The sequence below is a fragment of the Bradyrhizobium sp. WSM1253 genome (genome assembly GCF_000244935.1).
GTDB lineage: Bacteria > Pseudomonadota > Alphaproteobacteria > Rhizobiales > Xanthobacteraceae > Bradyrhizobium > Bradyrhizobium canariense.
In genome coordinates this window covers 441,847-463,895 of sequence record NZ_JH600073.1, presented here as the reverse complement: position 1 = coordinate 463,895, position 22,049 = coordinate 441,847, and the positions used below count along the sequence as shown (strand labels likewise).

General features: G+C 62.7%; 35 protein-coding genes and 1 tRNA gene. 13 read left to right on the top strand and 23 right to left on the bottom strand.

Annotated elements, in window-relative coordinates; genetic code table 11:
- Nucleotides 1-175: 175 nt before the first annotated feature.
- Nucleotides 176-1,798 (bottom strand): peptidoglycan DD-metalloendopeptidase family protein, encoded by a 1,623-nt coding sequence (locus BRA1253DRAFT_RS04115; protein ID WP_007591437.1) that lies wholly within the window; start codon nucleotides 1,796-1,798, stop codon nucleotides 176-178.
- A 23-nt stretch (nucleotides 1,799-1,821) separates the two neighbouring features.
- Entirely contained in the window at nucleotides 1,822-2,388 is a 567-nt protein-coding gene (gene efp, locus BRA1253DRAFT_RS04110; RefSeq protein ID WP_007591435.1) for an elongation factor P, read from the bottom strand.
- Nucleotides 2,389-2,550: 162 nt separating this feature from the next.
- Here efp and epmA point away from each other — a divergent pair, with 162 nt between their 5' ends.
- Genes epmA through BRA1253DRAFT_RS04095 form a run of 3 tightly spaced genes read left to right on the top strand, consistent with a single transcriptional unit; the run spans nucleotide 2,551 to nucleotide 5,005 of the window.
- Nucleotides 2,551-3,615: an EF-P lysine aminoacylase EpmA gene (gene epmA / locus BRA1253DRAFT_RS04105; protein WP_007591431.1), complete on the top strand. Its 1,065-nt coding sequence runs from the start codon at nucleotides 2,551-2,553 to the stop codon at nucleotides 3,613-3,615.
- Nucleotides 3,612-4,706, top strand: coding sequence for a lysine-2,3-aminomutase-like protein (locus BRA1253DRAFT_RS04100; RefSeq protein WP_035992751.1), 1,095 nt, complete (start codon nucleotides 3,612-3,614; stop codon nucleotides 4,704-4,706). Before epmA ends, BRA1253DRAFT_RS04100 begins: the two co-directional genes overlap by 4 nt.
- A gap of 44 nt (nucleotides 4,707-4,750) precedes the next feature.
- Nucleotides 4,751-5,005, top strand: a complete 255-nt coding sequence (locus tag BRA1253DRAFT_RS04095) for a hypothetical protein (protein WP_007591425.1) — start codon at nucleotides 4,751-4,753, stop codon at nucleotides 5,003-5,005.
- A 54-nt stretch (nucleotides 5,006-5,059) separates the two neighbouring features.
- On the opposite strand, the gene BRA1253DRAFT_RS04090 is transcribed toward BRA1253DRAFT_RS04095, so the two are convergent.
- From BRA1253DRAFT_RS04090 to BRA1253DRAFT_RS04060, 7 genes are all read right to left on the bottom strand, one after another.
- Nucleotides 5,060-6,145: a 3-deoxy-7-phosphoheptulonate synthase gene (locus BRA1253DRAFT_RS04090; protein ID WP_007591423.1), complete on the bottom strand. Its 1,086-nt coding sequence runs from the start codon at nucleotides 6,143-6,145 to the stop codon at nucleotides 5,060-5,062.
- A gap of 235 nt (nucleotides 6,146-6,380) precedes the next feature.
- Complete coding sequence (locus BRA1253DRAFT_RS04085; RefSeq protein ID WP_007591421.1) at nucleotides 6,381-6,959, bottom strand: HdeD family acid-resistance protein; 579 nt, start codon at nucleotides 6,957-6,959, stop codon at nucleotides 6,381-6,383.
- Nucleotides 6,960-7,033: 74 nt separating this feature from the next.
- Complete coding sequence (locus BRA1253DRAFT_RS04080; RefSeq protein WP_007591420.1) at nucleotides 7,034-8,074, bottom strand: PrsW family glutamic-type intramembrane protease; 1,041 nt, start codon at nucleotides 8,072-8,074, stop codon at nucleotides 7,034-7,036.
- Nucleotides 8,075-8,637: 563 nt separating this feature from the next.
- Entirely contained in the window at nucleotides 8,638-8,895 is a 258-nt protein-coding gene (locus BRA1253DRAFT_RS44300) for a hypothetical protein (protein ID WP_007591419.1), read from the bottom strand.
- 104 nt (nucleotides 8,896-8,999) lie between these two features.
- Nucleotides 9,000-9,626, bottom strand: coding sequence for a pilus assembly protein PilZ (locus tag BRA1253DRAFT_RS04070; protein WP_007591418.1), 627 nt, complete (start codon nucleotides 9,624-9,626; stop codon nucleotides 9,000-9,002).
- A gap of 165 nt (nucleotides 9,627-9,791) precedes the next feature.
- The gene (locus tag BRA1253DRAFT_RS04065; protein ID WP_007591416.1) at nucleotides 9,792-10,439 is read right to left on the bottom strand and encodes a hypothetical protein; all 648 of its coding nucleotides are present in this window, start codon (nucleotides 10,437-10,439) and stop codon (nucleotides 9,792-9,794) included.
- A 103-nt stretch (nucleotides 10,440-10,542) separates the two neighbouring features.
- Nucleotides 10,543-10,617, bottom strand: a tRNA-Glu gene (locus BRA1253DRAFT_RS04060).
- Nucleotides 10,618-10,841: 224 nt separating this feature from the next.
- Between BRA1253DRAFT_RS04060 and BRA1253DRAFT_RS04055 the strand changes: the two genes are divergently transcribed.
- The 3 genes from BRA1253DRAFT_RS04055 to BRA1253DRAFT_RS42665 are packed head-to-tail and all read left to right on the top strand — an operon-like array spanning nucleotide 10,842 to nucleotide 11,563.
- The gene (locus tag BRA1253DRAFT_RS04055) at nucleotides 10,842-11,096 is read left to right on the top strand and encodes a PilZ domain-containing protein (RefSeq protein ID WP_007591415.1); all 255 of its coding nucleotides are present in this window, start codon (nucleotides 10,842-10,844) and stop codon (nucleotides 11,094-11,096) included.
- A gap of 48 nt (nucleotides 11,097-11,144) precedes the next feature.
- Complete coding sequence (locus BRA1253DRAFT_RS04050; protein WP_007591413.1) at nucleotides 11,145-11,390, top strand: hypothetical protein; 246 nt, start codon at nucleotides 11,145-11,147, stop codon at nucleotides 11,388-11,390.
- Between the two features lie 5 nt (nucleotides 11,391-11,395).
- Entirely contained in the window at nucleotides 11,396-11,563 is a 168-nt protein-coding gene (locus BRA1253DRAFT_RS42665) for a hypothetical protein (protein ID WP_007591410.1), read from the top strand.
- Between the two features lie 108 nt (nucleotides 11,564-11,671).
- Here BRA1253DRAFT_RS42665 and BRA1253DRAFT_RS04045 read toward each other — a convergent pair whose 3' ends face one another.
- The 5 genes from BRA1253DRAFT_RS04045 to BRA1253DRAFT_RS04030 all read right to left on the bottom strand — a co-directional run bounded on the left by BRA1253DRAFT_RS04045 (nucleotide 11,672) and on the right by BRA1253DRAFT_RS04030 (nucleotide 14,308).
- Nucleotides 11,672-12,310, bottom strand: a complete 639-nt coding sequence (locus tag BRA1253DRAFT_RS04045) for a glutathione S-transferase family protein (RefSeq protein WP_007591409.1) — start codon at nucleotides 12,308-12,310, stop codon at nucleotides 11,672-11,674.
- A 239-nt stretch (nucleotides 12,311-12,549) separates the two neighbouring features.
- Nucleotides 12,550-12,732 carry a hypothetical protein gene (locus tag BRA1253DRAFT_RS43390; protein WP_157158543.1) on the bottom strand — a complete coding sequence of 61 codons (183 nt, stop codon included), beginning with the start codon at nucleotides 12,730-12,732 and terminating at the stop codon, nucleotides 12,550-12,552.
- Nucleotides 12,699-13,151, bottom strand: coding sequence for a VOC family protein (locus BRA1253DRAFT_RS04040; protein WP_007591407.1), 453 nt, complete (start codon nucleotides 13,149-13,151; stop codon nucleotides 12,699-12,701). The genes BRA1253DRAFT_RS43390 and BRA1253DRAFT_RS04040 overlap by 34 nt, the downstream gene beginning before the upstream one ends.
- A 224-nt stretch (nucleotides 13,152-13,375) precedes the next feature.
- Entirely contained in the window at nucleotides 13,376-13,774 is a 399-nt protein-coding gene (locus BRA1253DRAFT_RS04035; protein ID WP_007591406.1) for a VOC family protein, read from the bottom strand.
- Between the two features lie 279 nt (nucleotides 13,775-14,053).
- On the bottom strand, nucleotides 14,054-14,308 hold the full coding sequence (locus BRA1253DRAFT_RS04030; protein ID WP_007591405.1) for a hypothetical protein: 255 nt from the start codon (nucleotides 14,306-14,308) through the stop codon (nucleotides 14,054-14,056).
- Nucleotides 14,309-14,488: 180 nt separating this feature from the next.
- Here BRA1253DRAFT_RS04030 and BRA1253DRAFT_RS04025 point away from each other — a divergent pair, with 180 nt between their 5' ends.
- The 3 genes from BRA1253DRAFT_RS04025 to BRA1253DRAFT_RS04015 all read left to right on the top strand — a co-directional run bounded on the left by BRA1253DRAFT_RS04025 (nucleotide 14,489) and on the right by BRA1253DRAFT_RS04015 (nucleotide 15,362).
- Nucleotides 14,489-14,728, top strand: coding sequence for a hypothetical protein (locus tag BRA1253DRAFT_RS04025; RefSeq protein ID WP_007591404.1), 240 nt, complete (start codon nucleotides 14,489-14,491; stop codon nucleotides 14,726-14,728).
- A gap of 116 nt (nucleotides 14,729-14,844) precedes the next feature.
- Complete coding sequence (locus BRA1253DRAFT_RS04020) at nucleotides 14,845-15,087, top strand: hypothetical protein (protein ID WP_245285858.1); 243 nt, start codon at nucleotides 14,845-14,847, stop codon at nucleotides 15,085-15,087.
- Nucleotides 15,088-15,092: 5 nt separating this feature from the next.
- Nucleotides 15,093-15,362, top strand: a complete 270-nt coding sequence (locus BRA1253DRAFT_RS04015) for a hypothetical protein (protein ID WP_007591399.1) — start codon at nucleotides 15,093-15,095, stop codon at nucleotides 15,360-15,362.
- A 27-nt stretch (nucleotides 15,363-15,389) separates the two neighbouring features.
- Here the strand turns inward: BRA1253DRAFT_RS04015 and BRA1253DRAFT_RS04010 are convergent, their stop codons facing one another.
- The 6 genes from BRA1253DRAFT_RS04010 to BRA1253DRAFT_RS03990 form a co-directional block, all read right to left on the bottom strand.
- Nucleotides 15,390-15,593, bottom strand: a complete 204-nt coding sequence (locus tag BRA1253DRAFT_RS04010; RefSeq protein WP_198288292.1) for a DUF3072 domain-containing protein — start codon at nucleotides 15,591-15,593, stop codon at nucleotides 15,390-15,392.
- Nucleotides 15,594-15,725: 132 nt separating this feature from the next.
- On the bottom strand, nucleotides 15,726-16,748 hold the full coding sequence (locus BRA1253DRAFT_RS04005; protein ID WP_007591395.1) for an acyltransferase: 1,023 nt from the start codon (nucleotides 16,746-16,748) through the stop codon (nucleotides 15,726-15,728).
- Nucleotides 16,749-17,131: 383 nt separating this feature from the next.
- Nucleotides 17,132-17,308, bottom strand: coding sequence for a hypothetical protein (locus BRA1253DRAFT_RS44295; RefSeq protein WP_007591393.1), 177 nt, complete (start codon nucleotides 17,306-17,308; stop codon nucleotides 17,132-17,134).
- A 186-nt stretch (nucleotides 17,309-17,494) separates the two neighbouring features.
- Nucleotides 17,495-17,767: a hypothetical protein gene (locus BRA1253DRAFT_RS04000; protein WP_007591383.1), complete on the bottom strand. Its 273-nt coding sequence runs from the start codon at nucleotides 17,765-17,767 to the stop codon at nucleotides 17,495-17,497.
- A gap of 176 nt (nucleotides 17,768-17,943) precedes the next feature.
- Nucleotides 17,944-18,246, bottom strand: coding sequence for a hypothetical protein (locus BRA1253DRAFT_RS03995; RefSeq protein ID WP_007591380.1), 303 nt, complete (start codon nucleotides 18,244-18,246; stop codon nucleotides 17,944-17,946).
- A gap of 245 nt (nucleotides 18,247-18,491) precedes the next feature.
- Nucleotides 18,492-18,677: a hypothetical protein gene (locus BRA1253DRAFT_RS03990; RefSeq protein ID WP_007591378.1), complete on the bottom strand. Its 186-nt coding sequence runs from the start codon at nucleotides 18,675-18,677 to the stop codon at nucleotides 18,492-18,494.
- 408 nt (nucleotides 18,678-19,085) lie between these two features.
- On the opposite strand from BRA1253DRAFT_RS03990, the gene BRA1253DRAFT_RS03985 reads away from it, so the two are divergent.
- Both BRA1253DRAFT_RS03985 and BRA1253DRAFT_RS41100 read left to right on the top strand, forming a co-directional pair.
- Complete coding sequence (locus BRA1253DRAFT_RS03985; RefSeq protein WP_007591377.1) at nucleotides 19,086-19,382, top strand: HU family DNA-binding protein; 297 nt, start codon at nucleotides 19,086-19,088, stop codon at nucleotides 19,380-19,382.
- 147 nt (nucleotides 19,383-19,529) lie between these two features.
- The gene (locus BRA1253DRAFT_RS41100) at nucleotides 19,530-19,706 is read left to right on the top strand and encodes a DUF2934 domain-containing protein (protein ID WP_007591371.1); all 177 of its coding nucleotides are present in this window, start codon (nucleotides 19,530-19,532) and stop codon (nucleotides 19,704-19,706) included.
- Between the two features lie 229 nt (nucleotides 19,707-19,935).
- On the opposite strand, the gene BRA1253DRAFT_RS03980 is transcribed toward BRA1253DRAFT_RS41100, so the two are convergent.
- Nucleotides 19,936-20,163: a hypothetical protein gene (locus tag BRA1253DRAFT_RS03980; RefSeq protein ID WP_007591369.1), complete on the bottom strand. Its 228-nt coding sequence runs from the start codon at nucleotides 20,161-20,163 to the stop codon at nucleotides 19,936-19,938.
- A gap of 290 nt (nucleotides 20,164-20,453) precedes the next feature.
- Between BRA1253DRAFT_RS03980 and BRA1253DRAFT_RS44290 the strand changes: the two genes are divergently transcribed.
- Nucleotides 20,454-20,606, top strand: a complete 153-nt coding sequence (locus tag BRA1253DRAFT_RS44290; RefSeq protein WP_007591367.1) for a hypothetical protein — start codon at nucleotides 20,454-20,456, stop codon at nucleotides 20,604-20,606.
- Nucleotides 20,607-21,354: 748 nt separating this feature from the next.
- A complete protein-coding gene (locus tag BRA1253DRAFT_RS03975) occupies nucleotides 21,355-21,552 on the top strand; it encodes a hypothetical protein (RefSeq protein WP_007591364.1) in 198 nt (65 codons plus the stop codon).
- On the opposite strand, the gene BRA1253DRAFT_RS45835 is transcribed toward BRA1253DRAFT_RS03975, so the two are convergent.
- Nucleotides 21,549-21,674 (bottom strand): hypothetical protein, encoded by a 126-nt coding sequence (locus tag BRA1253DRAFT_RS45835; protein WP_007591362.1) that lies wholly within the window; start codon nucleotides 21,672-21,674, stop codon nucleotides 21,549-21,551. The genes BRA1253DRAFT_RS03975 and BRA1253DRAFT_RS45835 overlap by 4 nt on opposite strands.
- A gap of 77 nt (nucleotides 21,675-21,751) precedes the next feature.
- Complete coding sequence (locus BRA1253DRAFT_RS03970; RefSeq protein ID WP_007591360.1) at nucleotides 21,752-21,982, bottom strand: hypothetical protein; 231 nt, start codon at nucleotides 21,980-21,982, stop codon at nucleotides 21,752-21,754.
- Nucleotides 21,983-22,049 lie beyond the last annotated feature (67 nt).

The window sequence follows — 22,049 nt, the reverse complement described above, 5'->3', positions numbered from 1 at the left end:
TCCCTTCATCCTGTTTACCCGTGGGGAGGAAAGCAATTCTGAGGCCAGACAATTCCGAGGCCAGAGAAGGCTCCGTCATAAGGAGGCCGGGCCGGTCAGGCGGTGTGCGTGCAATTCGCTGTCATAGGACCGTCATCAGACAGTTTGGTTGGCTGTCAAGATGGCGCAAGCAGCGTCAATTCTCGTCGCCGCCCGATCCCTCGCGCAGGTCCGGCTTGAGCACGTCCTCCGGCAGCGCATGTGCCACGGGCTGCGGCGTGCCGGCGATCTCCGGGCCGACCTCGCGGCCGCGGGCATGGATCAGACGCTCGTACGCCGAGACCAACGTGACGTAAGGACTGACCCAGATCCAGCCGTCGCGGGTGAACACCTGCACGTCGAAATGCAGGTGCATCGAGGTGCCGGCGGGATGATCGAGATAGTTCGAGACCACGCCGATCTTCTCACCCTCCGATACGATGCGACCATTGAGCAGGCCATCGGCGTTCAGCGCCTGCGGGTTCATATGCATGTAGCGGAAACGGATGTGCTCGGTCCGGCTGTTGATTTGCAGCGTCACGGCCTGGTCCTTGGAAGCGCGTATGACCCTCGCATCGCGCACGGCGACGATGGCGCGCTGCTTGGGATCACAGGCTTGGCGGCCTTCACCAGGCGATGGGCACTCAGCCGCGCGGATGTCCTCGCCCTGATGGCCATAACCGCCGCCGCATTGCCAGACCTCGAAACTGCGGGATTCGCAGAAATTGTCGCGCCAGGGGTAAGCGGTCGTGCTCTCCATCTTGTCGCGCTTGGCATAGGATTGCGAGTGTACGAAAGCGGGCGCCTTCTCGAGAGGAAAGCGGATCTGTGCGTAGGCCATCACGTCGGGATGGCCGCCCTGCTTGCGATAACCGGTGTTCGGGATGATGTCGCCGCTCGGCCGATAGGTGAAGTCCGGGGAACGCGCCGCGGGACGATCGAGAATGTTGGAAGCGATGTCCGTGAGCGGCCGCATGCGCTGGCCGCCCGCCACGCGCAGCGCCTTCAGGAAGCGCTCGGCGACCGGATAGGCCTCCTTGCAGGCAAGCCGCCGCGGCTTGGCGACGCTGTCGAGGCATTGGATCGACACCACATAGGCGACGCCGAAACGGGTGAAAGCGTAGCGCACATAGCCTTCCCGGATGAATTTGCGCAGGTCCGGGTAGAGCGCTGCGAGCGGTTTGACCGGCTCGCCCTTGCCGCCCGAGGGATCGGCAATGTCATAGACGAGCGCCGAACCCGTGATCTGCACCTCGACCGGTCTTGCGAAGACCCGGCTCGGCATGCCGTCTCCGGTACCAGGCTCGAACGAAAAGGTCGCGCTGTAGCCGGCGGGGCCGGCATCGAACATGTCGACGGAATTGAAGTCGGCCTGGTAGCGCGACAGCGCGACGGTCGCTGGCGCACCATTGTGCCGTGCTTCGAAATACGCAGCAGCGTCGAACGGCAGCAGCACGGGCACGGAGCTGCGGGAGATGCCGGTGAAGAATTGCGAGGAGATCGCGTTGAGCTGCACCAGCGCCGGCATCGTGCGCGGATCATAGCGCGGCACCGAACGACGGGGCGCGAAGATGAAATCGTCCGCGACCCGGGGATGGGCGTTGATTTCGGTGCGCAGCTGATCGAGCGCCGCGCGCCAATCGACGCGCAGCGCCGTGAGCGAGGGGCTGCGGAATTCATCCGCAGCTAGCGGAGAGGCAATGAGGAGCGAAAGCGACGCCAGAAGTTGCGAGACGAAGCGGAAACCTTTCCCAACCACTGTCTCGCCCCCCGGCGGCACCTGTTGCGCTCGCGTTGGCCCCGTCAGTCCTTGGCGCGCTCGGAGTAGGAGCCGTCTTCGGTCATCACGACGATTCGGGTGCCGACGGCGATGTGCGGCGGCACCGTGGTGCGCAGGCCGTTCGAGAGCACGGCGGGCTTGTAGGACGAGGAGGCGGTCTGGCCTTTGGTCACGGGCTCGGTCTCGACCACTTCCAGCGTCACGCGCTGCGGCAGGGCGATCGATACGGGATTGGCGCCGTGCAGCGACAGCTTGACCGTCATGCTCTCCTGAAGATAGGCCGCCGCGTCGCCGATCACGTCCTTGGAGACCTGGACCTGGTCATAGGTCTCCGGGTTCATGAAGTGATAGCCGTCACCATCTTCATACAGGAAGGTGTAGTTGCGCTCTTCGATCGTGGCCTTCTCGACCTGATCCGTGGTCTTGTAGCGCTCGGAGATCTTTACCCCGTCCGAGATTCGGCGCATTTCGATCTGGCTGACCGGGGTGCCCTTGCCGGGATGGATGTTCTCGGCGGTCACGACGACATATAGCTTGCCGTCTTGCTCGATCACGTTGCCCTTGCGAATAGAACTGGCGATGACTCTCAAAGCTGTATTTCCTGCTTGCTTGGCCCGGCTCGGGCCAGGACGTGGTCAAATTGATGGGGGACCTGGGGCCCCAAATCAGACCGCGGCACCCGTTTCGGGCCGCAACATACTGGTTTTGCCGTTGGATGCCAGCATTTTGCGGGCCTGCGGGACGGCCGGTTAATGGCTGGGGACAAGCCGATGTCGCCGTTCTGGTCCCCCTCGCGGCATCTCGACCGCCGGCCCTTCCTGCAGGCCAGGGGAGCAATCACCGGGGCTCTACGGGGATTTTTCGCCGAGCAGGGCTTTGTCGAGGTCGAAACCTCCGTTCTCCAGGTCTCTCCGGGCAACGAGACCCACCTGCACGCCCCCCGGACCGAGATCGTGCGACCCGACGGCAGCCGTGTGAGCCGATATTTGCGGACTTCGCCGGAATTCGCCTGCAAGAAGCTGCTGGCGGCCGGGGAGACCCGGATTTTCGAGTTCGCCCGGGTGTTCCGGGACCGCGAGCGCGGCGACCTGCATTTGCCCGAATTCACCATGCTGGAATGGTACCGGGCAGGCGCCCCCTATGACGCCATCATGGCCGACTGCGTCGTCCTCATCGGCCGCGCCGCCCAAGCGACCGGGATTGGCACCTTCGCCTTCCGCGGCCGGACCGCCGATCCCTTCGCCGAGCCTGAACTTGTGACGGTGGCCGGCGCCTTCGAGCAGTTTGCGGGAATCGACCTGCTTGCGACCATTTCCGGCGGCGAAGGCGACCGCGCCGCGCTTGCCCGGGCCGCTGCCGGCAAGGTCCGTGTGGCCGAGGACGACACCTGGTCCGACATCTTCAGCAAGGTTCTGGTCGAGCATGTCGAGCCGCATCTGGGGCAGGGGCGTTTGACCATTCTGTTCGAATACCCATCTCCAGAGGCGGCACTGGCGCGCGTGAAGGCAGGCGATCCCCGCGTTGCCGAGCGGTTCGAGATCTACGCCTGCGGTGTCGAGCTCGCCAACGGCTTTGGCGAACTGACCGACGTCGAGGAGCAGCGCAAGCGCTTCACGCAATCCATGGCGGAGAAGCAACGCCGCTACGGCGAAGCCTATCCGCTGGACGAGGACTTTCTGGCCGCGGTCGCGGCGATGCCGGAGGCGAGCGGCGTCGCGCTCGGTTTCGACCGGCTGGTGATGCTGGCGAGCGGCGCATCGCGAATTGATCAGGTGGTCTGGACGCCGCCTGCAAATGAAGCGTTAAGCGAGACATGATGAAGAGCAATCTTGCGCGCACATTGCGCGAGCCGGCCGAACTTGTCGCCGAGCAGCTGGTATCAGCCACAGCGCTGCCGGTGCTCGATCGCGTTGCCGCACGCTATGCGGTTGCGATCACGCCGGCGCTGGTCGATCTGATCGACAGGTCCGATCCCGACGATCCCATCGCGCGGCAATTCGTTCCGACTGCCGCGGAGCTCGAGATGCAGCCGGGCGAGAACGCAGATCCGATCGGCGATCATCCGTACTCGCCGGTTCCCGGGATCGTGCATCGCTATCCCGACCGTGTGCTGTTCAAGCTCGTTCACGTCTGCGCGGTCTATTGCCGCTTCTGCTTCCGCCGCGAGATGGTTGGACCCGGCAAGGAGAACGCGCTCTCGGACGGCGCCTATCGCGCCGCGATCGACTACATCCGATCGCACAGCGAGATCTGGGAGGTGATCCTGACCGGGGGCGATCCCCTGATGTTGTCGCCGCGGCGGATGAGCGAGATCATGGCGGATCTTGCCGGAATCGATCACGTCAAGATCATCCGCCTTCACACCCGCGTGCCCGTGGCCGAGCCCGCGCGCATCAGCGAGGAGATGGTCGGGGCGCTCAAGGTCGAAGGCGCCACCACCTGGGTGGCGCTGCATGCCAACCATGCGCGCGAACTGACGGGGCCCGCGCGTGCCGCCTGCGCGCGGCTGGTCGATGCCGGAATTCCCATGGTAAGCCAGTCCGTGCTTTTGCGCGGCGTCAATGACAACGCGACCGCTCTGTCGGATTTGATGCGAGCTTTCGTCGAATGCCGGATCAAGCCCTATTATCTGCATCACGGCGATCTCGCGCCCGGCACGGCGCATCTGCGAACGACGCTCGCCGAGGGGCAGGATTTGATGCGGCAGCTGCGCGGACGGGTGTCGGGACTGTGTCAGCCCGACTATGTCATCGACATTCCCGGCGGCGCCGGCAAGTCGCCGGTGGGACCGAATTACGTGTTGCCGATGCAAAATACCGCACCTGATGCGGGTGATGCGGCATCGGAAACGCGCTATCGTATCGTGGATTATTGCGGCGACGTTCACCTCTATCCGCCCGAGACCTGATTGGTCGTGATGGAGATTCTGGCTCGAGGAATGGAGGGAGAGACATGAAGAAGATCATGGTGGCAGTATCGCTCGCGGTCTTGCTCGGCGGCGCGGCGGTCGCGCAGACCGGCGGCACGAAGGGATCGACATCGGGCGGCGCGGCGTCCGGATCGCTGCCGCAGGCACCCGTGGGCCATCGCCAGCCGCGCGTCGGCGACGTGCCCAGCGAGAAGAACCTGAGCGACCCGAACGATCCCCTCAGCAAGGAAAATCAGGCGCTCGACAAGAAGATCAAGAGCATCTGCCGCGGCTGCTAGGCGCCGGAGCAGCGGGCAGGGTGCGACAGCCTCACCCCGCCCGCGATCGTTCGGTCAGGCGGAGCGCTCGTGCAGCCCTGCGCGTTTGGTGTTGCGCCGGATCTCGACCGCGTCAGCGAGCTGTTTGAGCACGGTTGCCGTGGTCGCCCAGTCGATGCATCCGTCCGTGATGCTCTGGCCATAGGTGAGCGGCTTCCCCGCCACCACGTCCTGGCGTCCGGCGACGAGATTGCTCTCGACCATCACCCCCATGATGCGGTTCTCGCCGCCGGAAATCTGGCCGGCGATGTCGGCTGTCACGAGCGGCTGGTTTTCCGGCTTCTTGCTCGAATTGGCGTGGCTCGCATCGACCATCACGAGCGGTGCGACGCTCGCTTTCGCCAGATCGTTGCAGGCCGCTGCGACGCTTGCCGCATTGTAATTCGGCGTGCTGCCGCCGCGCAGGATGATGTGACAATCCTCGTTGCCCGCGGTTGAGGCGATCGCCGAGCGGCCGAGCTTGGTCACCGCCATGAAATGATGCGGATTCGAGGCCGACTTCACCGCGTCCGCCGCGATGCGCACATTGCCGTCGGTGCCGTTCTTGAACCCCACAGGGCAGGACAGCCCCGAGGCCAGCTCGCGATGGATCTGGCTTTCGGTCGTGCGCGCGCCGATCGCGGCCCAGGACACGAGGTCGGCAATGTATTGCGGCGTCGTCATGTCGAGGAATTCGGTGCCGGCGGGCAGGCCGAGATTATTCACGGCCGAGAGCACGTTGCGCGCCAGCCGCAGGCCCTTGTTGATGTCGAAGCTGCCGTCCAGATCAGGATCGTTGATCAGGCCCTTCCAGCCGACCGTGGTGCGTGGCTTCTCGAAATAGACCCGCATCACGATTTCAAGTTGATCGGCAAGCTCTTCGCGCAAGCTCGCGAGGCGCTCGGCGTATTCGAGCGCGGCCCTGGGATCATGCACCGAGCAGGGGCCGACCACGACCAGAAGCCGGTCGTCCTGGCCATTGAGGATCGCGTGGATGGCGTTGCGTGCCGCCATCACCACGCGCGTCGCGGTGAGCGTACGCGGGACTTCCCGCATCACCTCTTCAGGCGTGCTCAGTTCTTTCAGTTCGCGGATACGAAGATCGTCGGTCGTGCTCAGCACGGCGGGCTCCTTGTCATTTTGAGACCCTGCCGGCCAATAAAAAAGCCGCCAGGTCTGGCGGCTGTTCGGACTAGATGCTGCAATTTGTCAGATTGAGCGTGATCCTCCCACCGCCAGCGAGCTGTCGTAGCTAAAATACCAATAAAAGCTGGTGGTGACGGTGATCATGGCCAGTCATATAGCGCGCGATCGGCGGGTTGTCACCCCCTAAGCGAGGTGAGGATCACGGGGCGCCTCAACTGTTGCTTTTGCGTGCCGCCAGCGCCATGCCGATCAGCGTGGCGCCACCGAACAGCAGGTTGATGCCGACGAGGATGCCGATCGCCCATTCCGCCGAGCTCGGCAATCCCGTGATCACCATGAACGAGATCGCGATATCGACGAGGCCCGAGATAAGAAGCCACGACCAGCGGCCGCCCGGCTCGCGGCGGTGCTCCAGCGCGTACATGATGGTGGCGATGCCCTCGGCGAGGAAATAGGCGCCGAGCACGATGGTCAGCGTCAGCACGGCCTGCATCGGTCGCGCCAGCAGCAGCATGCCTGCGAGCACCGCGAGCGCGGCCGAGATCAGCGACCACCAGAAGCCCGGCGTGCTGCGCGCCCAATAGGTGGCGATCAATCCGCCGATGCCGCTGATCAGGAACATCCAGCCGAGGAAGATCGCAATCGCAAGGCTTGCGAGCGGCGGCAGGATCAACGCGGCAACGCCGAGCACTGCAAGCAGGATGCCTTCGAACAGGAAGGCCTTCCAATGTGCCTTGACCGTCCGGCTCATGGCGGATTGCAGCCGGGAAAAATCCTCAGGCGATGTCATGGGCGGGCTCCGGATCGACAGGTGTGTGCTCGATCCAGTCTAGTACGTGCACACCGCGCTTGCCATCCCGCGGCTCAGCCGCCGCCGTGCGCCGACGAAAAACCTTCGCCGCTGGTGCGGATGCGGTTGCGCCCGAGAACATAGATCGCGGTCGTGACGATCAGAAGTGCGAGGCCGAGCAGGATCGAGACCAGGCCGATCGGGATCAGGGCCAGGGTCAGATTGCGCTCGGGGTTGATGAGCCAGTGATGGATTGAGGTCAGCACGAAGGCGAGCCCGAGAAAGCCGACGCCGCCGCCCGCGAGCAGCAGCGCCCACATCCGGCGGAGCTGGCTGAGGCGCTCGCGCGCGACCTCGGTCCGGGGCGCGTGATGGCGCGCGACGCGCCGCACCAGGCGGATGGCGAAGGCGATCGAGCTGAAGCCGATCAGCAGGCTCGCGCCGCCCAACCACATCCGCAGCGTCGGATCGAGATCCGGCATGCGCTGGAGTGTGAGCAGCGGGAAGTCGAACGCCGAATGCAGGGCGAGCGGGCCTGCGAAGATCAGCAGCCGGCTGGAGAGACGGGCCCAGTCGCGATGATGGCGGTTCGCACCCAGCGCCGTGCCGGCGCGCGCGATGGTCAGATAGGCGCCGGCGATGATGCCGAGCGCGCCGTGGAATGGCACGGTCAGCACGCTGCGCAATGCAGCCAGCGAGCGCCACATCTCCGCGTGCTGGACGAGATAGGCGAGGTTCTCGTAGGCGGCGAAGCCCAGGCCGACCGCAGCGCCATAGACCACGGTGTCCATCGGATTGGCGAAGGTCCGCCGCTTGGTCGAGGCGACCAGCACGATCGCGATCACCTTGACCGCTTCCTCCGGCAGCGCGACGCCGAAGATCGAATGCATGGCCAGCGCCGCCCACGGGTTGTCCGGAGCCGCGACCATTTTGGCGAAAGGGGCGCGGGCCAGGCCCAGCAGCGAAATGCTGGCCGCGCCGAGCAGGAACGCGGTCCAGACCTGGGCCGGCGGTCCCGGGCGTTCCTCGGCGGCAATGACAAGCCACAGCATCAGCAGCGCCGGGGCAATGGCGGCCGTTCCGATGACGGTGGGTAAAGCTTCAATCAGGTACATCGGCGCCGAAAATAGGTTCCCTTGATCCGCTTATCCACATTGCCCGATGCGACCTTGTGTCATGCGCTTGCTGTCGCGTCGCTTAACAAGCGCGACAGCCTACGTTCATCAGGACGGTCGCCGAGGTGTAGAATATGGAGCGCAATCAATCGCATGACAGAACCACCTCGTCATTTCTGACAACGGTCGCGCGCCTGTCATCGGATCGCGATTGGTAAGTCAGATCAAGGCAATGTGCAGGTTTCTTCGATTCACGATGAACGTGTCGCCGCGGCAAGTCCAGAGCCGGGATTGCCCTGTGCCGGCTATGCACGGCCGGGCGACGGCCTAGTCACGCCTGGTCGCGCGGGATGGCGACGCGGTCCGGCGGGCCCGGAGTTGCTCCACCTCCCAGAAGGCGCGTATAAGGCACGTGCCAAGGCAGAGCACGATGAGCAACAGCAGAAAGGCTTGGTCGACGGCGGGGATGTGGGTCATGGCAATGATAAAGCAACCGCTATGCCACCGCGTTCCTTCCCGGCCTGCACCACGTGCAGGGCTGCCGCTCCCAAGCCCGCTTTGACTCAATGCGTGGTGAACGGCGGCGGTGCGTCGGGCGCCACGTCGAAAGCGCCGAGATGGAATTCCTCGCCGATGGACGCGTCCGGCTCGGAATGCTGCGCCATCAGCGTGAACGCTGCCTGCGGGTATTGCTTCCAGATATCGAGATCGCCGGCGGTGATGGTGAGCCAGCCGAAGGTGTACATGTAGCGTCCCGGCTCGGTGACCCGGCCGACCTTGTCCCAAGTGATCTTATCGACCGTGATCTTGTCGACTGCCATTCGGTCCCCCGATCGCAAGTCTGCAAATGATGCCCGGCACGAGGCGCGGACCTTCAAAAGCTTATCTCGAAATAGGGCTGCGATAGGGCGGCGAGGCCGGCGGATCAGGCCGATTGCAGCATGGGCGAGCGGACGATCAGCCGGACGACGTCGTCCCGCGACTGCTTTTCCGCGAATTTGACAGCAAAGCCGTTTTCGAATTTGCGGATCACGCGCCCGACACAAGCGCCGACCGCAAGCGGAGTTCCCACTGGCGGATCGTATTCGCAGGATATGGCGACACCGGCCGTGGAGACGTCGATGATGAAGCAGGCATGGGTGTTGCCGTCGGCGAGCGTCAGGAAGGTGTGCGCGACCTGCGGAACGAAGCGCGCGTCATTCCGCAGCTCCTGGACACTGGCGTCCTTCTGCTTCTTCTCGAGCCAGGTCAGCTTTTCCGACATCCAGGCGCGCCGGGCTCGCGTCATGTCGAGCTCCATCAGGAAGCCCGATTTCAGCGTCGCGCTGATGGTGCACTGGAATTCGCCAAAGTCCTGGAAGTAGGAGGTCACGCGCTCGCCGACTTTGCCGACCACGGGAACGTCGACCATCATGCGGAACGGCGAGACGCGGCTGGTGCGGCAGGCGAAGGTCCGGAGCTTGCCCTCGCAATCGTACCAACGCGGCAGCGAGTAGCTGCCACTCACGGTGACTTGCACGGCACGCTGTCTGAGGAATTCTGCGACGGACATGGGCGCCAATCGTGGTTCGGAGGGTTTCCGTAGTTCCACGGTAGCAATCAAATTCTAAGCAAATGATACCGGCGCTCACGAGCAGGGGTAAATTTTTGGTAAATGCGCCGGTCGAGACAGGCGGCATAGCGCCGCGATTATCAGGCCCGTGACCTCACGATCGCGTCATCCGAGCAGCACCAGCAGGGCCAGCACTCCAAGGGCCATGACGAGCTTGATCGTCGCGCAGGCAACGCCGCTCGGTCTTCTCTCAAATCCGAACCACGGCAATGAATGCTGCATCGCGCGCGTTGCGACTGCTTCGACGATGGCGAACAAAAGAGCGATTCCGGCGAGGAAGGACCACGATGTATCCGGAAGCATCCATGTCGAGAGCGACGCCGGAACGGACGCTTTCAGCGATGCCAGCAGCGCGAACCATCCGAACAGGGATACGAAGCCCTTGATGATTTCGGGCCCGATCGTGCCGGGCTCGAGACGGATGCCGATCTTTCCAAGAGCGAGTTCGATGCGCTCGCCATCGCTGAAGAAGAGGAAGGCGCCGAGGTAGAGCGGAACGCGCGATTGAAACAGGAGCGCGATGATGCCGAACAGCACGGCGTAGCCGTACGCGTCACCGAGAATGTTCGTGCCGGCCGTATGCGACGGCTCCGGCGCAGCGGTGGCCCGAGGCAGCGATCTGGCGCGCGCCATGTGCTCCAGCATTCTGGCGCGCCGTTCCGGCGCGTAGGCTGCCGAACGGTGGATCCATGGCGGCGGTGCCGGCGAGGCAATCCCGGCCTGGTCGTCCGAGGGAGATTTATGCTGCGCCATGGGCCTGCATCCGGTTCCGTCTGGACATTGGTCGGAGGCGAGGGGGAAGGAGGTTCATTGCGAGGGCGGCAGATTTCGCCGCGTCATCCAAACGTCCGGATGATGGCGCTCCCTAGCGGAATCGAACCGCTCTCTCCACCGTGAAAGGGTGGCGTCCTAACCGATAGACGAAGGGAGCAAACCCAGGGCCCCGCCGCTTTTCGCGGCACGGCCGCTGGCCGCCCGAGTCATGCCCGGCGGCTGCAGCGGGCGAACCTATAATGGCCTTTGGCGCCCTGGGCAAGCCGTTCGGGAACGGTCTTTTGGCACCGGTGGAGCCTCCCACCCCGGATCAGTCGCGGGCGAATTCAACGGTTTCTTAGGTTCCCTAAGCTAGCGCTGGGCTGGGGAGAATTTGAGCCGATGCCACCGCCCAAGAAGCGCGCAGCCCGCAAGTCGCTGTCGCAGCATGCCTGGATCACGCTCGACGGCGGATTCGCGGCACGGCAATGCCTGGTCCAGGACATCTCCGCCACGGGCGCCAAGATCACGCTGGACGAGGATGCGAGCCAGCTCCCGGGCGTGATCCGGATGGCATTCGCACGCGATGCGCGGACCGGGCGGAGCTGCCAGGTGGTGTGGCGCCGCGGCAAATCGGCCGGCATCAAGTTCATCTGAAGCGACCCCCGATGGCGCGCGGCGCCGGTCCGGGCTAGAACGGCCCGCATGCGTGCGCCGCTCCTCATCCTGATCTCGTTGCTGACGACGTCCGCGGCCGCGGCGGAAGCCTTGCGTCTCCCGCCTGCGGAGCGCCCACAGGCCGGCAAGGACTTGCCGCTGAAGGGTGCCGGCGGGAGCGCGAAAGCGGGCTCTTGCGCCGCCTATGGCCGCGGCTTCCATCTGGTCGAGAGCACCGGCACCTGCGTCAAGATCGGCGGCTCGATCAGCATCGAGACCACGGTCAGGCGCTGACGTCGATGCCGCCGGACATCATGCGGCCCGAGATCATCGTCCCGTTCGTGATGTATTGCGCGCTGCTGTGGTGGGTCGGCCGCGGCCTGAGCTGGACCGCGCGGCTCGCCACCGCGGCCGTCACGCTCGTGCTGATTTTCTGCGTGCTGCTGTTCGAGCGCGGCTGGCCTTAAACAAAAAACGCGAAAACAACCCCATGCACAGTAGCCGCCACCTCCCGGCGGCGCGCGGCGAAGTGCGGATTCATCGTGCTCTCAACGGAGTTTAGGCCGCATCACCGCTCACGACATCGGCGGTGCCACAAATTGCGCAAAACCGGGCCGTTTGCCGAGCTCGGCGAGCCAGCGCGTCAGATGCGGCTGCGCGGGCCGGGTGATGCCCTCGACGCCGAGCCAGCGCCGCGCATAGGCGCCGATCGCAATGTCGGCGAGGGTGAACGCATCGCCGTCCATGAACGGACGCGTGGAGAGCAGACGGTCGGCGATGGCCCAGACCTCGGCGGCGGCATCCGCATCCTTCTGCAGCTGGATCATGTCGCGCTCGGCGGGCGGCGTGCGCACGAGGCCCCAGAACACCGGGCGGTCGACCGGCTGCACCATCGACAGCGTCCAGTCGAGCCAGCGGTCGACGCTGGCGCGCAGCTTCGGCGCCTCGGGATAGATTTGCGTGCCGCGCCCGTGCGCGAGGCAGAGATAGCGCATGATCGAATTGGATTCCCACAGCGTGAAGTCGCCCTCGACCAGCGTCGGGATCCGCGCATTGGGGTTCATCGCGAGATAGTCGGCCTCGCGGGTCTTGCCGAAGGCCATGCCGGCGTCGATGCGCTCGTAAGCCAGGCCGAGCTCGGCGAGGCACCACAGCACCTTCTGCACGTTGACCGAATTGGCGCGGCCCCAGATCGTCAGCTTTTGGTCCGGCACATCATCCTCCCCAAGCTTTTCTTGGTGTCGTAGCCCGGATGGAACGAAGCGCAATCCGGGGTGCTTCGGCAGCGTCAGTCCCGGACGACGCGTGCGCTCCACCCGACAAGCGCGGGTGATAGCGGAATCCACTGCGGCGAGCGACGCGCGATTGCGCCGATCCTCTCATGCAAAAGGTCCGCATGCAAAAAGCTCCGCCTGAGGCGGAGCTTTCGTGCAGGGTCAAGTTGGTCAGGCGATCAGCGGCCGAAGAACAGCCATAGCAAGATGATCACCGGGATCGGCACACCCAGCATCCACAACAAAATTCCGCGTCCCATCGCGTCCTCCTCCAATTGCATTGTCGAAGAGAGAACGCTGCTGGCACGGGCTTGTTCCAGCGGCGAGCCTACCAATGGCCGGTGTTCGGCATCGACGACCACGGCTCCTGCGGCGGCTTCGGGTCACCCTTCTGCAAGATCTCGATCGAGTGCAAATCCGGCGAGCGGACGAAGGCCATGTTGCCGTCGCGCGGCGGACGGTTGATGGTGACGCCGGCCTTCATCAGCTTCTCGCAGGTGGCGTAGATGTCGTCGACCTCATAGGCGAGATGGCCGAAGAAGCGATCTTCGCCATATTTTTCCTCGTCCCAATTCCAGGTGAGCTCGACCAGCGGCGCACCGCGAGTCTGCGGCTGCTTCTTCAGCGCCTCAAGATCGTCCGACGAGCACAGGAACACCAGCGTGAAACGCCCCTTGTCGTTCTCGATGCGCCGCACCTCCGTCAGCCCCAGCGCATCCTGGTAAAACTTCAGCGCGACATCGAGATTGCGCACGCGCAGCATGGTGTGGAGGTATCGCATGGTTGTTGCTCCCTTGAACGGATGGGGTTTTGCTTTGGGCCGAGACGGCGGAGAAGGAGATAGCAGGAAATTGGGGGGAGGGGCAAAGGGTGGGTGCACGTGTGCGTGAGGGTGAAGCCCGCTGATGAAGCAAATCAGCCGGCGACTTCAATGCACTTTCACCGCAAATCCAGTGCCGCACACGCGCCACCGGCAACGTATGCGGGCCGGTCTGCTGCCGCGGCCTATTGCGCCGCGAGGCGCTTTCCGGCCTGCTCGATCGGCGGCATGAAGAGCGATACTGCGGTGCCTTCGGGGTCACGAAACTGGAACGTCTTGTTGCCCCATGGCATCGTTTTCAGCTCATGAACCAGGGTGACCTTGTCTTTCAGGCGCTCATACTCCGCATCGATGTCTTCAACCTGAAACTCGATCACGGCGGTGCGGTTTGCGCCGGGCTCGGCACTGTTTTCTTGCCAGAGCGCGACCGTCTCGGCAGCGCCGATTGCCAGGTTGGCGCCCGGCGTTACGATCTTGGCGAACACCGGCGCGAGCCATTCGGCGGAAACTCCGGTGACCATTTCATAGAACGAGACCATGATGTTGATGTCGGAGGCGATCAGGCGAGTGGAGGCGAACTTCATGGCATGTCCTTTGGTTGACCGCAGATTTGAGCGGCATCGCGGGGCTCGTCGCACACCGCTGCTGCCACCCTGATGTCAGCAGTCACGATGCCGTGCCGAGCGCGCGAACTACGGGCATGAATTGCGATGGCAATGCTGGACTGCGCCTCAAGTGAGACACGATGATCCCGGTGAAAGGGCTGGACTGCACCGTCACCGCAATTTTAGAGTCACATGGGCAGCGCGCCAGTTCGTTCGAGGCCTAAGCCCAGCCTCCAAGGAAGACGGGCCCGTGATGACTCAACGCTTGGGCGTCCAGGTATCGAAGTTGCCGTCCTTCTTACCGACAGCTCTGGCCTTCTCAACCGAGATGCCGTCGCGGCAGGCGATGTAGGACTGAACCTGGGCGTTGGTCCCGGCTCGCTTCGCAACCCACATGTCACGCGTGAAGCCGTTCTTTGCCATGCAATCGAGCGCATGAGGGGTGCTGTTCGAGGCGGCGTGGGCGCCGATTGTTGACAGCAGCAATGCGGAAACAGCGATAATTGTTTTCATGAAATCTCCCAATGAAGCGCCTGTACAATAGCCGCCGTAAACAAAGCTACAAGGCGCTGTTGTCAGAACGCTCAACTTTCCAGATAGTCGATCGTTGGAGACTCTTCAGATCGCTGGAGGTCGGGGCGTCGCGCCGGTCGAGCGAAGGGGGACTCAATTGCAAGCTCCCGGGAGATATTGATGCGTTTTAGAACGGCACTTTTGGTTGCTTCACTCGTGGCGCCGTGGTGTGCGGCTCCGGACACGGCAAAGGCTGCGGGCAGCATGACGCTCTGCCTGCAGGCTGGCTTCTCGCAAGCCTGCTGCAAAGCCGAGGAAGCGAAGGGCGGTTTCAACGGTGACGGTGCCGATGCCTCTGCGCGCCGCTGGAATAGTCTTGCTATGTGCAAGAGCGGGAGTGCGCAGAAGATCAAGCGCTAGAAGACGAGCCCCTTCACGCGAAGCACCTCCACAGCGCTAACCGGGCCCTCAGAACGGTGATCCAAAACCGCGGAATTTGGCCACCTCGCTCACGGGTGGACAGGCTTGTTTAGCCATTGGCAGATGAACTCCTCGCGGAGATGACGCGACTAACGGCCATGGCTAATATTCTAGGCGAGCTTCTGTTCGCACTGATCCGCTCGATTGTTGCTGGATGGGCGTATGCGCTCTGGGTCAAACTGGCGACATGGCTCGAGCCGAAAATCCAACGGCGTTGGGTGAAGGTTGCCGTCGGAGGCCTCCTCGGCCTGGCAGCCTTCTTTATGATTCCGATACTGATGGGGCTGTTGGGCCTTTGAAGGCAATGAAATCCGTTCTCATCCCCGCACTGGCAATCGGGGCGCTCGTCTCGACGGTGCTGCTCGTCATGGAGCAGCTCACCGACTACTCCATCGTTGTGATGGCATGGGAGATGCCGGGCATATCCGCAGCTTACCTTTTCTGGGGAGCTGTCCGCAGTTCCGTTTTCCTGGGCGTCGCCATCACTTGGGCCGTGAATGCCATCGTTTACGGGGCGCCCGCCTTCGTCGTCCTTACGGTCGTCAAGCTGGCAATTCGCGGTTCGCCGAAGTGACCTGACAATGATGGTGATGCCAGATATTTACTTCTCGAGCCCGGCCTTCTGCCGCATCGTATCGATTAGCTCTGAGGCGTCTGCCTTGGTCAGATCCTTCTTGGGCAGCTCCTTGTGGGCCTGCTCGGCGAGGGTCTTGAGGTAAGATTCCTGGGCACCGGTCATCGGGTCGTCGCCGGAGACCCAATCCTTCGGATCCTTTTGGGTGTTGTCCGCGGTGTTGTCAGCCATCTTGTTGTCAGTCACGGCGATCTCTCCTTTTCAGGTTCAATGCCGGCTGACGCCTTTTGTTCCTTATTTGTTCGTGGCTGACCCATGACGCAGCAAGGGCCGCACTTGCCCCGATTCAGCGTCGGGAGATGATCACGGAACGGCCGGCAGCGATCGGCGTCTGCGCATGAGACCTATCTTGCGACTTGCCTTGCGCCCCCAATCGAGGATCGGTGCCTCAACCGCGACATGCAAGGCGGCGGCGAGACCGATGGAGAGCAGGATGCCGGCGATGATTGTCCCGACGATCGACAGACGCCACAGTCCGTCAAAGCTGGCGATCCATTTCACCACCAGATAATGGACGATATACAGCGCGTACGAAATCTTGCCGAGCCATTGCAGGATCGGTGAGAAGGATCGTCCTTCGGTCTCGACAGCGACCACAGCATGGATCAGCAATCCCGCACCTACGCCATAGGTCAGGACGCGCGCGAACTGCGCGTCGATCGCGCCGTGCACGAAAATCCAGTACCAGCCGGCCACGAACAGGCCCGCGGAAACGGCTGGGAAGTGGCGCGAAAAGCGCAATCGTCCGCTTCTCTGGAGATAGGCGATGACAACGCCGGCACCGAATTCCAGCACCAGCGGATGAAAGTAGATCCCGAACTCAAGGCCGAAGACGAGAGCAAGAATGACCAGGCCGAATCCAGCGAACAAGATCTCGAACAGCCGGTCCGGCTTGATCGCCAAGACGACCGCGACTACGACATAGAAGTGCAGTTCGAAAGCCAGCGACCACGCCGGCCCGAGATACCAATTCGGATATGTCCATGCGAAGATGGTTCCGAGGTCGAGAGCGGGGCGGTCGCCCGGCGCCAGCGCGATCCAGGAAGAGCTGACAAACGCGGCCAGCAACACCAGCCAATAGAGCGGAAAAATTCGGAGGGCCCGTCTGAAAGCGAAATCGAGCGGGTTGTGTTGTGCCGTCGCCGTGGTCGCGATGATGAAGCCGGAGATCACGAAGAAGATGTCGACGCCGCTCGCGAGAATCGTCAGCGCGCCCTCGGCGAGCTCCGGCCCGACCATATCGGGTCGCGCACTGATTGCGTGTCCACAGACCACCGACAGCGCAGCGACCCCGCGCATTGCCTGTACACCCGCGAAGATCCGCACCAAGCCCCGCCACGCTTATTGATACGCAATCTAGGCGAGAAACCCATTAAGGAACAGTTGCGCTGATGCGATAGAATGGCTGCTGGAGCGAGCGCCTGGTCCTTCGAGACGACCGCTTCGCGGTCTCCTCAGGATGAGGCTCAGCTGCATCCGTCTGCGTTGAAATGCTGCCGCCAACTCATCCCTCATCCTGAGGGCCCGCCGCAGGCGGGCGTCTCGAAGGATGGCCGCAGTCGAGCTTCCAGCCACATGTTTCTTCATGTGCGAGAGTCCCGCACGCGACGGCGCGTGAATCGAAAAACCGCCCCCGATTGCCGGAGGCGGTTCTCGAAAATCTGGCCAGAGAATTATCGCGAACCGATATTCACTTCGCGCGAAACGCCCTAGTGACCGGTGCCGGGCTTGGTCGTCTTTGGCGGCTTGCCGTCTTCGATCCGGCCTTCGTTGCGCAAGTCACGACCTTCCTGAGCCTTCTTCTGGCTCTCGCGGGATTTGCCGTGTTCGTTCATCTCTTCTTTGATGAACCCGGCGCCTTCCTTCACCTTACCTTCAACGCTCATGACGATCTCCCTTGCTGGAGATGGGGCAACTCGCGGCGAGACCTGACCGTTCCGGTACGCGCACGATTGTGAGGCGTGCATTCGCGACAGGTTCCAAAAAGATCCGCGTCATGATGGGTCATGAAATGGCCGCGCCGCCTTGTGGGAAGCGACGCGGCCGGGAAGCAAGCCGTACAGGAAACCGGCTTACTTCATGTTGCTGCGGGTCCTGGTGCCGCCCTGGTCGCTGCCGGGGCCGGAGCCGCCTTGGCCGGAGGCGTCGGGCCTCACCATTCCGCCCTTGCCCATGCCGTCATGGCTCATGCCGGTGGTGCCGCTCCTCATCGTGCCCTTGTCCGTGTTGGTCATACCGGGCTTCTGCATGTTGTCGGTCTGCGCGGCGGGGCCGGTCTGGTTCTGCGCAAAGGCGGAGCCGCACATGAGGCCGAGGGCGGCGGTCGCAATGACGAGCTTCTTCATCTCAAACTCCTGGTTGGTTGTGTGGGCCAACGGGAGCGCAGAAACCGTGTTCCTAAAACAAGGTGTTCCGGAGTGCAAAAATTCTCGTCTGCAACGAGGGTACTTTCGGTTCTGATTGACTCAGAACCGCTCCGGATTGTCGTGACGCGTTTTCTTCGCGCGAACTTGAAAACGCCCTACGCCGCAAGCCGCTGGTCGGTCGGGCCCGTCAGGTGCTTGAGCACTTCCGCATGCTCCAGATCGGGAACCGCGATGGCCGTGTGGCTGTAGCTCGCATGGGTTCGTGATTTTGCAATCTGGTCCAGGATCTCGCCGCCCTTGATGACGTGGAGGCCCATGCCCTCTCCGGACGGGAAGATCGCGAGCACCACGTCATAGGCCGTGATGACGGCGCGAAGCGCTTCGGCCTTGTCTTCGGCAATTTCGACGAACACGCGAACATCGGCCGCGAGTTCACGCAGCTCGTTAAAATCCAACACTGTGGGGTACTCCAACGCAACGATACTGAGAGGAGCTTGGAGGCGTTAGGTTACTGAAGTCTCAACGGCCTATGCCCAGCCACAGGTTTATCGACCAGGCGCCCCCGTCAGGCCGATAGACGCGCGGGCGTTGCCGCCTGCTCGGCGATGCGCCGGCACGGGAAGGACATCTGGAGCGGGGAGGGACGAAGCGCGCCTCGTACCCACACGGGCGTCACGCGATACACGCGTGACTTACGCGCGCTTTACTTGGCGTATCCTTGGGAGCGGAGCCACGCGATCTTGCGGTCGCCGTTGATCCAGTCGTCGGCGTCTGCCTTGCTGGTGAAGCCCTTGATTTCGCGCTGTTCGCTGTCCGGGTAATCCGCCAGGATTTTCCAGTCGTTGTCTGCAATGCGGACGGTTTTGAAGGTCACTTTTGTTTTTGCCATGCCGCATTATGCAGGAGATGGCCGGAAAAGAGAACCTGCCTTGTGACGGTCACCGGCGTGGCCCGGGCGCAGACCTCGGGGGCCAGCCTGATCGGCTTTGCGCGGCCAGGTCCCCGAAAAAGCGAAAGCCCCGCTTGGGGGAAGCGGGGCTCTCTGATGGGGGTGAAGCTTGGGGACTTCAAAGAGTTAGACGCCTCCGGGAGAAAATGGTTCAACGCGAAAACGGCGAAGGCTGCGGCATCTTTCCCACGGCGTCCGGCCCCCCGCAGAACCCCTGCTTGCGTTTTGGGCGTCGATGGGTTCTAAGCCCCGTCACTTCATGAAAGTTGGCATGAATCAGAAGCGCGTTGCGCGGTTGGACCGCGTCCTGAGCAAAGCCTGCTCGCGCGCACAGAAGGAAATTCAGACATGGCGAAGATGACCAAGACTCAGTTGATTGATGCAATTGCCGAGGGCACGCAGCTGTCGAAGAACGACGTGAAGTCGGTCATCGAGTACATGGCGACCGTTGGCTACAAGGAGCTCAACGAGTCCGGCGAGTTCGTCATTCCCGGCTTCGTGAAGATGTCGGTGGTGAACAAGCCGGCGACAGAAGCCCGCATGGGCGTCAATCCCTTCACCAAGGAGCCGATGCAGTTCGCGGCGAAACCGGCGAGCAAGTCGGTGAAGGCCTCGCCGCTGAAGGTGGCCAAGGACTCCGTCTAAGGGCTCGCTAAGGGTTCGCATTTTCGTTGCGGCGGCTCCTTTTTGCGGAGTGCTGCCGCGGAGTGCTGCAATGACTGCTTGCTTGTGCTGAACCAATAAGGAACTCTGGGCGATCGTCAGGCTTTGCTTCCGAGAGGGAGAAATCACATGACTGGTCTCAGCGAAGTAGAGATTCGAAATCGGGCCTATCACCTCTGGAAGGAGGCCGGCGAGCCTGCGGGCGCGATGGACACCTTCTGGTACGAGGCCGAAAAGGAGCTTCTCGCCGAGCGGACCAAGCAAGGCGAAGTGCCGCCTGGGATGACCGACAATCTGCCGGTCTGACTGCGATGGTCTAAGAGGCGAGCGTCGACAGTTCTCAAAGCAGCCACCCGGCGTAACGCCCGGGTGGCTGCTTTGCTGTTCGGGCCACCGCTTGGATGGCGACCGCCTTAAAGAAAAACCCCGGGCTTAGGGACCGGGGTTCTTCAAGCTGGCCGCCCGCGTCGCGACGTGCCGCCAGCACCACTGAATTCGGCTTGATAACGTGAGACGGGAAAATTCGTTCCGGCCGCTAGTCCGGCGACACGGACACGTCGATGATCGCCGGCGTATCGACCTGGCGCTCGCGCCAGACGACGAGATCGCATTTGGGATTGAGCCACTGATATTCGGAGCCGCGCGCCTTCAGGTGCGCGAGCGCTGCATCATGTGCGGCGGTCCGGTCCGGCGCCTCGACCATGATCTCCACGGTCTCCTCGATCTGACGCACCACCTCGACGGCGTAGAATTTTCTGGTCACGGTCCCTCGCTCCGGAATGACTAACGGGGAGGGCGATGGCGCGTTCCCGAAAAGAAAAACCCCGCGCTTTCGCACGGGGTCTTCTTGGCTGGCGGCAATGGGATTTCAGCGCCTGGCCGCCGGCCGCGTTCTCGAACTTAAGGTTGAAAACCCAAAAAGCAACCGCGCCGGCGCGCGGAAGGCTCGAGGCGATGTGCCCAATGAATTTCGGGGGGAGGGCTGGACTTTTTGTTCTTATTTTGTTCTAGTGGGGCATCTCTTTTGGCAGCGACATTGATTTGGAGGTGCCCATGACTGTCGAGAAACAACGCGAAGTGATCAGGCTCTGGAATCAACTCAGGAAACTCGACGGCCCGGCCGCGGAAGAACTCCGCATCCAGATCCTCGAATGCTTTTCGGAGAAAGATCTGTCGGGGACGGGCACGGCGAAGCGAGCGGCGTGATGAGCGTCGCACTACGTTGATGATAACGGGCCATCTTCCCCACCTTCACCGATCGTTAGGAATCGTTTTGCGCTGATTTCTCGACTCCGATTCGTTCCTTGCGAACGAAATGGAATCGGATGCAGAACAAGCCGTGCCTTCTGTGTCGATGCGGGACACGCGCTTCCTAACCAAGCCAGCGTGATGCTTCGCACGGTACCTCCCGCGTGTCCTCGCTACGAGATGAGATGAGGCGAGGGAGACACGACATGGATGCGTGCTGGTTTCTTGAGATGTTCGCCGAGATCGCGAAAGTGTTTTGGTATGATCGGCATCCGCGCTTGCGCAAAGGCAGGCCGTCGGTGCCGCAGGTGTCGCCGCGGTCGAAATCCGAAGACGCGATGTGAGTGCGCGATCGTTGGCGACTGCGCTCGTTTGTGTGCAAACGAAATGTTAAGATTTGCTTCGCGTCGATTTCTGCGATTCCGATTCGCTCTTCGAGAACGAAAGGCGGGCGAAGCTGGAACAAAGCCGGATGGCGGATCGGCCAGAAGCTCCGCAGCCTCGGCTTTCGCGCGGGCTTGAGGCGGCTCGCCGACTTCTGGAGACGCTTCGCGAACTCCTAACGGAAGCTTGCCGCGAAGCCGATAACCGTATTCGGTTAGGTTAAAAGCGCGATCGCGTTGCGCTTGCCGCTGCTTGGGATAGGTGTGTCTGGCGACGTCTGGAAACGACTTTGCCAACAAGCAATTTTGCCAAGAACGAATTCATGACACCTTTTTCAGAACCGAGCTTTTATCAGGGCGACCGCCACACCTATCGGCGCGTTGCCATCGTCGGCACGCTCTTCTGTCTGGCTTTCGTGGTGATCAGCGTCTCGCTGCGGCCACAGCTCGAGGAGACGCGTGTCGCGGTCAAAGCCGACAGGCTGATGCGCACGGCGGGCCAGCCACCGCACACGAATTAACGGTCCTCGCCGGAGATCTGATGGTCGGCGCAATTGCCTGGGCAGGCGGTGCCCCGCGAGGCGAGCGCCACGAAGCCGGCATAGCCGGACAGGTTGAGCAGGACTTCGAGCCAAACGGGCATGTCGGCCTCTTTTCTCCCTGAAAGCTACGCCAACGTGCGCGCGAAGCGCATGTTCCCGGACAAGAAGGCGCCGCGCCTCAAAGCGGGGTGGTGGGGTCGAGCCGCCGGCCGAGGACGCCTACGGACTCGCTCGACGGCTGCTCCTTAAGGAACTCGGCAATAGCCCGCGCCAGTTCGCCGTCGCTCATCGGCGTCGATGGCGGGCGCAGCGTGCCGACACCGAAACTGCGGACGATCTCGTCGTAATGCTGATCGCCGGATTTGGGAACGAGCCTCCGGATACGGGCCAGCAGCGTGGATATCGGCACTTTAGCCTCCTAGGCGCTCCCCGCTGGCAGCAATTGGGCTGCGTTGCCAATTTGCTGTCCGTGAAAC

Coding starts and splice junctions, on each gene's coding strand:
- BRA1253DRAFT_RS03985 (WP_007591377.1), top strand. CDS start 19,086: ATGGCGAAGATGACCAAGACTCAGTTGATTGATGCAATTGCCGAGGGC.
- BRA1253DRAFT_RS04085 (WP_007591421.1), bottom strand. CDS start 6,959: ATGACATCGCCTGAGGATTTTTCCCGGCTGCAATCCGCCATGAGCCGG.
- BRA1253DRAFT_RS04010 (WP_198288292.1), bottom strand. CDS start 15,593: ATGGCTGACAACACCGCGGACAACACCCAAAAGGATCCGAAGGATTGG.
- BRA1253DRAFT_RS44300 (WP_007591419.1), bottom strand. CDS start 8,895: ATGGCAGTCGACAAGATCACGGTCGATAAGATCACTTGGGACAAGGTC.
- BRA1253DRAFT_RS03975 (WP_007591364.1), top strand. CDS start 21,355: ATGACACCTTTTTCAGAACCGAGCTTTTATCAGGGCGACCGCCACACC.
- BRA1253DRAFT_RS04000 (WP_007591383.1), bottom strand. CDS start 17,767: ATGAAGAAGCTCGTCATTGCGACCGCCGCCCTCGGCCTCATGTGCGGC.
- BRA1253DRAFT_RS04035 (WP_007591406.1), bottom strand. CDS start 13,774: ATGAAGTTCGCCTCCACTCGCCTGATCGCCTCCGACATCAACATCATG.
- BRA1253DRAFT_RS04055 (WP_007591415.1), top strand. CDS start 10,842: ATGCCACCGCCCAAGAAGCGCGCAGCCCGCAAGTCGCTGTCGCAGCAT.
- BRA1253DRAFT_RS04030 (WP_007591405.1), bottom strand. CDS start 14,308: ATGAAAACAATTATCGCTGTTTCCGCATTGCTGCTGTCAACAATCGGC.
- BRA1253DRAFT_RS42665 (WP_007591410.1), top strand. CDS start 11,396: ATGCCGCCGGACATCATGCGGCCCGAGATCATCGTCCCGTTCGTGATG.
- BRA1253DRAFT_RS04050 (WP_007591413.1), top strand. CDS start 11,145: ATGCGTGCGCCGCTCCTCATCCTGATCTCGTTGCTGACGACGTCCGCG.
- BRA1253DRAFT_RS04065 (WP_007591416.1), bottom strand. CDS start 10,439: ATGGCGCAGCATAAATCTCCCTCGGACGACCAGGCCGGGATTGCCTCG.
- BRA1253DRAFT_RS04040 (WP_007591407.1), bottom strand. CDS start 13,151: ATGCGATACCTCCACACCATGCTGCGCGTGCGCAATCTCGATGTCGCG.
- BRA1253DRAFT_RS04025 (WP_007591404.1), top strand. CDS start 14,489: ATGCGTTTTAGAACGGCACTTTTGGTTGCTTCACTCGTGGCGCCGTGG.
- BRA1253DRAFT_RS04015 (WP_007591399.1), top strand. CDS start 15,093: ATGAAATCCGTTCTCATCCCCGCACTGGCAATCGGGGCGCTCGTCTCG.
- BRA1253DRAFT_RS44290 (WP_007591367.1), top strand. CDS start 20,454: ATGACTGTCGAGAAACAACGCGAAGTGATCAGGCTCTGGAATCAACTC.
- BRA1253DRAFT_RS03990 (WP_007591378.1), bottom strand. CDS start 18,677: ATGGCAAAAACAAAAGTGACCTTCAAAACCGTCCGCATTGCAGACAAC.
- BRA1253DRAFT_RS45835 (WP_007591362.1), bottom strand. CDS start 21,674: ATGCCCGTTTGGCTCGAAGTCCTGCTCAACCTGTCCGGCTATGCCGGC.
- BRA1253DRAFT_RS04080 (WP_007591420.1), bottom strand. CDS start 8,074: ATGTACCTGATTGAAGCTTTACCCACCGTCATCGGAACGGCCGCCATT.
- BRA1253DRAFT_RS04100 (WP_035992751.1), top strand. CDS start 3,612: ATGATGAAGAGCAATCTTGCGCGCACATTGCGCGAGCCGGCCGAACTT.
- BRA1253DRAFT_RS04095 (WP_007591425.1), top strand. CDS start 4,751: ATGAAGAAGATCATGGTGGCAGTATCGCTCGCGGTCTTGCTCGGCGGC.
- BRA1253DRAFT_RS41100 (WP_007591371.1), top strand. CDS start 19,530: ATGACTGGTCTCAGCGAAGTAGAGATTCGAAATCGGGCCTATCACCTC.
- BRA1253DRAFT_RS44295 (WP_007591393.1), bottom strand. CDS start 17,308: ATGAGCGTTGAAGGTAAGGTGAAGGAAGGCGCCGGGTTCATCAAAGAA.
- epmA (WP_007591431.1), top strand. CDS start 2,551: ATGGCTGGGGACAAGCCGATGTCGCCGTTCTGGTCCCCCTCGCGGCAT.
- BRA1253DRAFT_RS04070 (WP_007591418.1), bottom strand. CDS start 9,626: ATGTCCGTCGCAGAATTCCTCAGACAGCGTGCCGTGCAAGTCACCGTG.